Origin of the sequence: Eubacterium ramulus ATCC 29099 (assembly GCF_000469345.1) — a bacterium.
Taxonomy (GTDB): Bacteria; Bacillota; Clostridia; order Lachnospirales; family Lachnospiraceae; genus Eubacterium_I; species Eubacterium_I ramulus.
Window position 1 is genome coordinate 1 of sequence record NZ_KI271178.1, and the last position, 4,842, is coordinate 4,842.

Consider the following 4,842-nt stretch of genomic DNA (forward strand, 5'->3'; position numbering starts at 1 on the left):
ACTATAAAGCAATCCTTATCTAAATGACATTGAGCTATATCCGTCTAACGTATTGTCAGATTCTGTTGTAACAATTTCGATATCCGCACCTTCAGAATCGGAGTATTCACTTGCATTCGCAGTTCCGGTTGTCTGCCAAGCACCCTTCAATTTTTTATAATTTTCATTTGAAAACTGCCAGTTATTCGTACCTGAATGAAGTTCTGTAACAGAAGGTGTTTCAAAACTGCCATTCTGAACCTCATAATATCCAGTTACATTATACACTGAACTTGTTGCAAGTGCCGTTGTTCCTTCCTTTGGCAAGCCGTACTCATTCAAATCATTTTTAGCATAAGCTTTTACTTTATAATTAACTGTTTCATTTCCGTTATATTTAAGTGCTCCACCATTCAATGCAATGTAGAGGTCTTTTCCATCAGTGCTAATATCTTTTCCGAGGTTTGTACCTGTCGTACTGTAATACTGCGTTGGAATCTGTTGTTCCTCAGTTGCACCATTTATGCTTCGATACCAGACATATCCAACTTCTACTGCTGTATCACTGTAATTAGCTGTCAGCTTTCCGTAATTTTCCGCAATGCTTACTATTCCCTGTGTATCAGCAATCTGAATATTATTACTTTCTTGTGTAATTGCTTCAACTCCTGTTGACGCTTTTGTATCTTCTGGTTTAGTACCATCTTCCACTTTTTCTTCTGCTGTCTTTTCAACTACATCAAAGCAACCGACTACAACGGTCTCTGCTTCCAGTTGCACATCCTCTTCGAATTGAAGAGTATCTTCTTTCAGCTCATATAAAGTAATTGTCCCATTCGAACCGTCATATACAAATCCCATTGCATGTGCTGTATCCAGAGATGTATTTTCGAACCGGAAATTAACTGCTTTTTCCGGAATCCGGGCTTTATCTTCTGTGCTGATTCGGAAAGAAACATCTCCCATAACTGCCTGATGAACAGTATATCCGGTATTGCCTGTATTCTCCAGTTCTGTCTGAACAGCTTCGAGTACCGTAGACTCTGATGTCTCATTCTGCATATCCATCTGCAGTTCGGCATTGTCTGTACTTGACTTGAATGTGCCTCCCGGTACGGTCGCATATAAAGTTCCCTGCGATGCACCATCTTTCACTATTTCACGGGATAACTCAACGGTATCCTTCGGCACATAATAAAAGTTTCCATCAACAGCGAATGCTGTAATCGCTGTACTCAACACCAATATCATGCAAAGCACAAATGCCAGTAGTTTTTTCTTCTTTGTATGTTTCATGGCGTCCTCCTTCTATCCTTTATCACTGCATGTATCTTCACTGTCATTCTTTGTCACCAGTGCTCCGTCTATCAGCTTGAGTAGTTCCAGAGCACTGCGAAAGTACTGTTCGCGTTGCTCGTCTACCCAGGTTACACTTCCCTGCCAGGTCGAATTCTGCTGATTCATGATTTTTATAATAAATGTCTCGGTTTTTTTCTGTCTTTCACTCATGCCAGTACCTTCTTTTTTTATTCTTAACTCATAGCTTCGTTCTATATTGGTATTCTATCTTATCTGACATTACAGGAAACATTACATTCACTGTTGCGATATTAACTTTTTTAACTTTTTCACGTTTTTCTGCAATCGTGTAATAATTTGTAATGTTTTTCACGTTTTTATTAACAAAAAATCTCCATCACATCTTTTTTAATGATGTGATGGAGGTCTCTGTTTTCGCTAATCCAAAGCGTTATTTAATATTTTGATAAATTCCAGTACACTGGCAAACTGCCAGGATGCGTCTTCTTCCACCCATTGGAGAAATCCCTGCCAGGATGAATTCTGACGATATTTTACATTTAATAAAAAGGTTCCTTTCTGTCCCCGCATCTGTAATATCTGTTCCTGTTCCAGCTTCTTTTCCAGTTTCTGTCCCTGTACAGATTCTTTTCTGTGAAAAGAACGTGTCTGTGTAGCTGCCTGGGGAAATTGCAGACAATCAAAAAATTCTTCTACTGTCTCAATCATCCGGATGATATTGCTGAAAGCTATCGCTTCTTCGCTATAGCAATGATAGATTTTCCCCGTCATTTCTCCGTCTTCCACGCTGTCGATGCAGATATTAATGAGATTTGGAACATGCCAGGCAATCGGGTGCTTCTGTTCCATATATTCGTTCCCCCTCATATTCCGTCTGTTGTATCAACTGTTGCGCTGTCTCTTCCATCTTTTCCAGATGTTACTTCCAGCCGCTATCATCATTTCGGAACTGAATCGGGGTATCCAGGTTATCCACTTCTGCCACGGAAGATACATAGAATTCCACATATTTGTTCCAGCTTCTGTGCTCTCTGGCAAAATACTTCCGGATACGGTCAAATATCAGTCCACAATTCTCTTTGTTCGTTCCGATCAGAAGTACCAGATACTGTGACGGACTGTATTTGGTAAAGGAATCTCCTTTTCGCAGGCAATGCTGGATCGTATTCTGTAATTCTTCTGACAGGAGCTCCAGCTTCTCCGGTTTTTCCAGCGGATGTCCTTTGCCGTCTGTCAAGCTGCACAGCATCAGATATGCAGACTGACCGCTTCGCTCCAGCATACGTGTCACCAGACGGTAGCTGTCACGGAAGCTTGGAAGGCTGCAATAGTAAGCACCGCCCTGTCCTTTCTCTTCTTTCAGCCGCTGCTTGATATCCTGGATTTCTTTCGGTTTCACATGTTTCAGCTGGCTGCTCATCTGGTCGAACTGTTCCATCAGACGTTCGGAAGGGCTGATCCCCAGCTCCTCAAAGAACAATTTCGCCGTGTCGTCATACTCTTTCATCGCTTCTTTGTAACGTTTCATACCAAGGAAGCATTCGATCTTGATGCTCTGCCATTCATCGAACGGATACAGGCGGCATGCAGGCTCACAGAAGAGCAATGCCTCCTCGTAGTCACATTTTTCGATCAGACCGTCGCACAGTTCTTTCAGTGCATTGCTGTACAGCTTCTTATACTGTACACTCTCCAACAGCACCCACTCATCACCGGAGATCTCCGGCAGGAATTCTCCGCGGTACATGTTGCAGACCTCCTTGAGCAGTTCTTCCTTCTGTCTTGAGTCTGCACAGTTCTGCGCTTCTTCATACATCTTCCGGAATTCTCTCGCATCAACAACGGTCGGAACCGGTGCATTCCATCTGTAAATACCTTTTTTGATGACGATATAGTCATGTTCCGGTAGTCCCGCATCTATGATCATTTTCTTCAGACGGTGTGCTGTCACACGCAGATTATTCGCCGCATCTGCCAGTTCTTCCCTCACATACAGTGCATTTAACAACTTTTCCCGTGCAATGCCCTGCTCACCATAATAGATAAGAATCTGAAGCAGTTTCATCGCTTTTGTCGCCGTGTTTTTTCCGAATGACACCTGACGCCCCTCATATGTGATAGAAAAATCCCCAAGCATCCGAACATTCAGTATTGCTTTTTTTTCATTCATTCGCTTTTCCTCGTTTCCCTTTTAACGATTTCTCCTTGTCTGTTTTTATTTTAAAATCAGTCTAATGATTTGTCAATGACAATTTCCGTTCCGTTTCCAGAGACATTTCCTGCGATTCGTTTTGCTTCTGCCTGGCAGATATGCTATACTTATAATTACGCAAACCATTAAATGCAACAATTCTCACGTGCGTTCGACTTGAATTTTTCAGGCACCAGAAAGGAGGCATCTGCTTTCGTGGACTTTTACAATTCTATATCGTATCGGCCAAACCGCTTTCTTCGGAACAGATTGCTTCTTTTGTTTCTGTGTATGCTGTGTATCTGCACCGCACTGACCGGCTGTTCTTCTCCGGATAGCCATGATTCTGATTCCGGTGCGGATTCTTCCGTACAGACCGCACAAGCGGACGGCACACGGGATGCCACGGCACAGGTGCTTGTTCCACAGGCGGACGGGATCGTGACTTACGGCAGTGACATCGTATCTGTGGATGCTTCGCACACGTCAGACGGCTATGTCATGCTGCGCTACACCGGCAGCAATGAAAAGGTAAAGCTGCAGGTGACGCTGCCGGATGGCACGGAATACACCTATCCGGTGACAGATTCTGATACGGATTCCGTCTATCCGCTGCCCGGCGGGAGCGGTTCTTACAAGATCACGCTGCTGGAATCTGTGTCTGTGGAGAACAACCTGTATGCGATTTCTTTTACCCAGGATCTGGATGTGACCATCCGCGATGAATTTTCACCTTTCCTGTATCCGAATTTCTATGTGAACTTCACACAGGATTCGGCCTGCGTGGCAAAAGGGGAAGCGCTGGCGGAGGGATGTTCTTCGGATCTGGATGTCATTACCAATATTTATAATTTTGTGATCAAGCATATTACTTACGACCAGGAGAAAGCGGACGCGGTTCCCTACGGATATGTCCCGGTACCGGATGATACTCTGGCCACCGGGAAAGGCATCTGCTTTGACTATGCCTCTCTGATGTCTGCCATGCTGCGTTCCCAGCGTATCCCCACCAAGCTGGATGTCGGCTATTCCGGGGAGGTCTACCACGCATGGATCAGCTGCTATGTGGATGAAGTCGGCTGGGTGGACGGTATCATCAAGTTCGACGGCAGGCACTGGTCCCTGATGGATCCGACGCTGGCTGCCAGCAACAGTGCGGCAAATGTAAAGAAATATGTCGGTGACGGTTCCAACTATACGACAAAGTATACGTACTGATCCCGGACACCGGTCCGTACACCTTTGCTGCATTTCAGATGCACTCATAAATGCACTTATATATAATAAGGAAATTTCACAGTTATTCCATAGGAAAACCTGTTCATCTCAGTCTGAGTTGAGACTCCCACTTC

The 4,842-nt window shown here is 44.2% G+C and carries 5 protein-coding genes; 1 reads left to right on the forward strand and 4 read right to left on the reverse strand.

The genetic code is table 11. The features are described 5' to 3' along the window. Positions 1 to 15: 15 nt before the first annotated feature. The 4 genes from HMPREF0373_RS13475 to HMPREF0373_RS13490 all read right to left on the reverse strand — a co-directional run bounded on the left by HMPREF0373_RS13475 (position 16) and on the right by HMPREF0373_RS13490 (position 3,469). Entirely contained in the window at positions 16 to 1,275 is a 1,260-nt protein-coding gene (locus tag HMPREF0373_RS13475) for a hypothetical protein (protein ID WP_021740308.1), read from the reverse strand. Between the two features lie 12 nt (positions 1,276 to 1,287). Continuing rightward, positions 1,288 to 1,488, reverse strand: coding sequence for a hypothetical protein (locus tag HMPREF0373_RS13480; protein WP_021740309.1), 201 nt, complete (start codon positions 1,486 to 1,488; stop codon positions 1,288 to 1,290). A gap of 228 nt (positions 1,489 to 1,716) precedes the next feature. Next, positions 1,717 to 2,148 (reverse strand): hypothetical protein, encoded by a 432-nt coding sequence (locus tag HMPREF0373_RS13485; protein WP_081695277.1) that lies wholly within the window; start codon positions 2,146 to 2,148, stop codon positions 1,717 to 1,719. Between the two features lie 70 nt (positions 2,149 to 2,218). Next, positions 2,219 to 3,469, reverse strand: a complete 1,251-nt coding sequence (locus HMPREF0373_RS13490; protein WP_021740312.1) for an AfsR/SARP family transcriptional regulator — start codon at positions 3,467 to 3,469, stop codon at positions 2,219 to 2,221. A gap of 237 nt (positions 3,470 to 3,706) precedes the next feature. On the opposite strand from HMPREF0373_RS13490, the gene HMPREF0373_RS13495 reads away from it, so the two are divergent. Beyond that, positions 3,707 to 4,708: a transglutaminase-like domain-containing protein gene (locus HMPREF0373_RS13495; RefSeq protein WP_167618707.1), complete on the forward strand. Its 1,002-nt coding sequence runs from the start codon at positions 3,707 to 3,709 to the stop codon at positions 4,706 to 4,708. Positions 4,709 to 4,842 lie beyond the last annotated feature (134 nt).

Excerpts from the sequence above, each read along its gene's own strand:
- HMPREF0373_RS13475 (WP_021740308.1), bottom strand. The coding sequence starts at position 1,275 with ATGAAACATACAAAGAAGAAAAAACTACTGGCATTTGTGCTTTGCATG.
- HMPREF0373_RS13480 (WP_021740309.1), bottom strand. The coding sequence starts at position 1,488 with ATGAGTGAAAGACAGAAAAAAACCGAGACATTTATTATAAAAATCATG.
- HMPREF0373_RS13485 (WP_081695277.1), bottom strand. The coding sequence starts at position 2,148 with ATGGAACAGAAGCACCCGATTGCCTGGCATGTTCCAAATCTCATTAAT.
- HMPREF0373_RS13490 (WP_021740312.1), bottom strand. The coding sequence starts at position 3,469 with ATGAATGAAAAAAAAGCAATACTGAATGTTCGGATGCTTGGGGATTTT.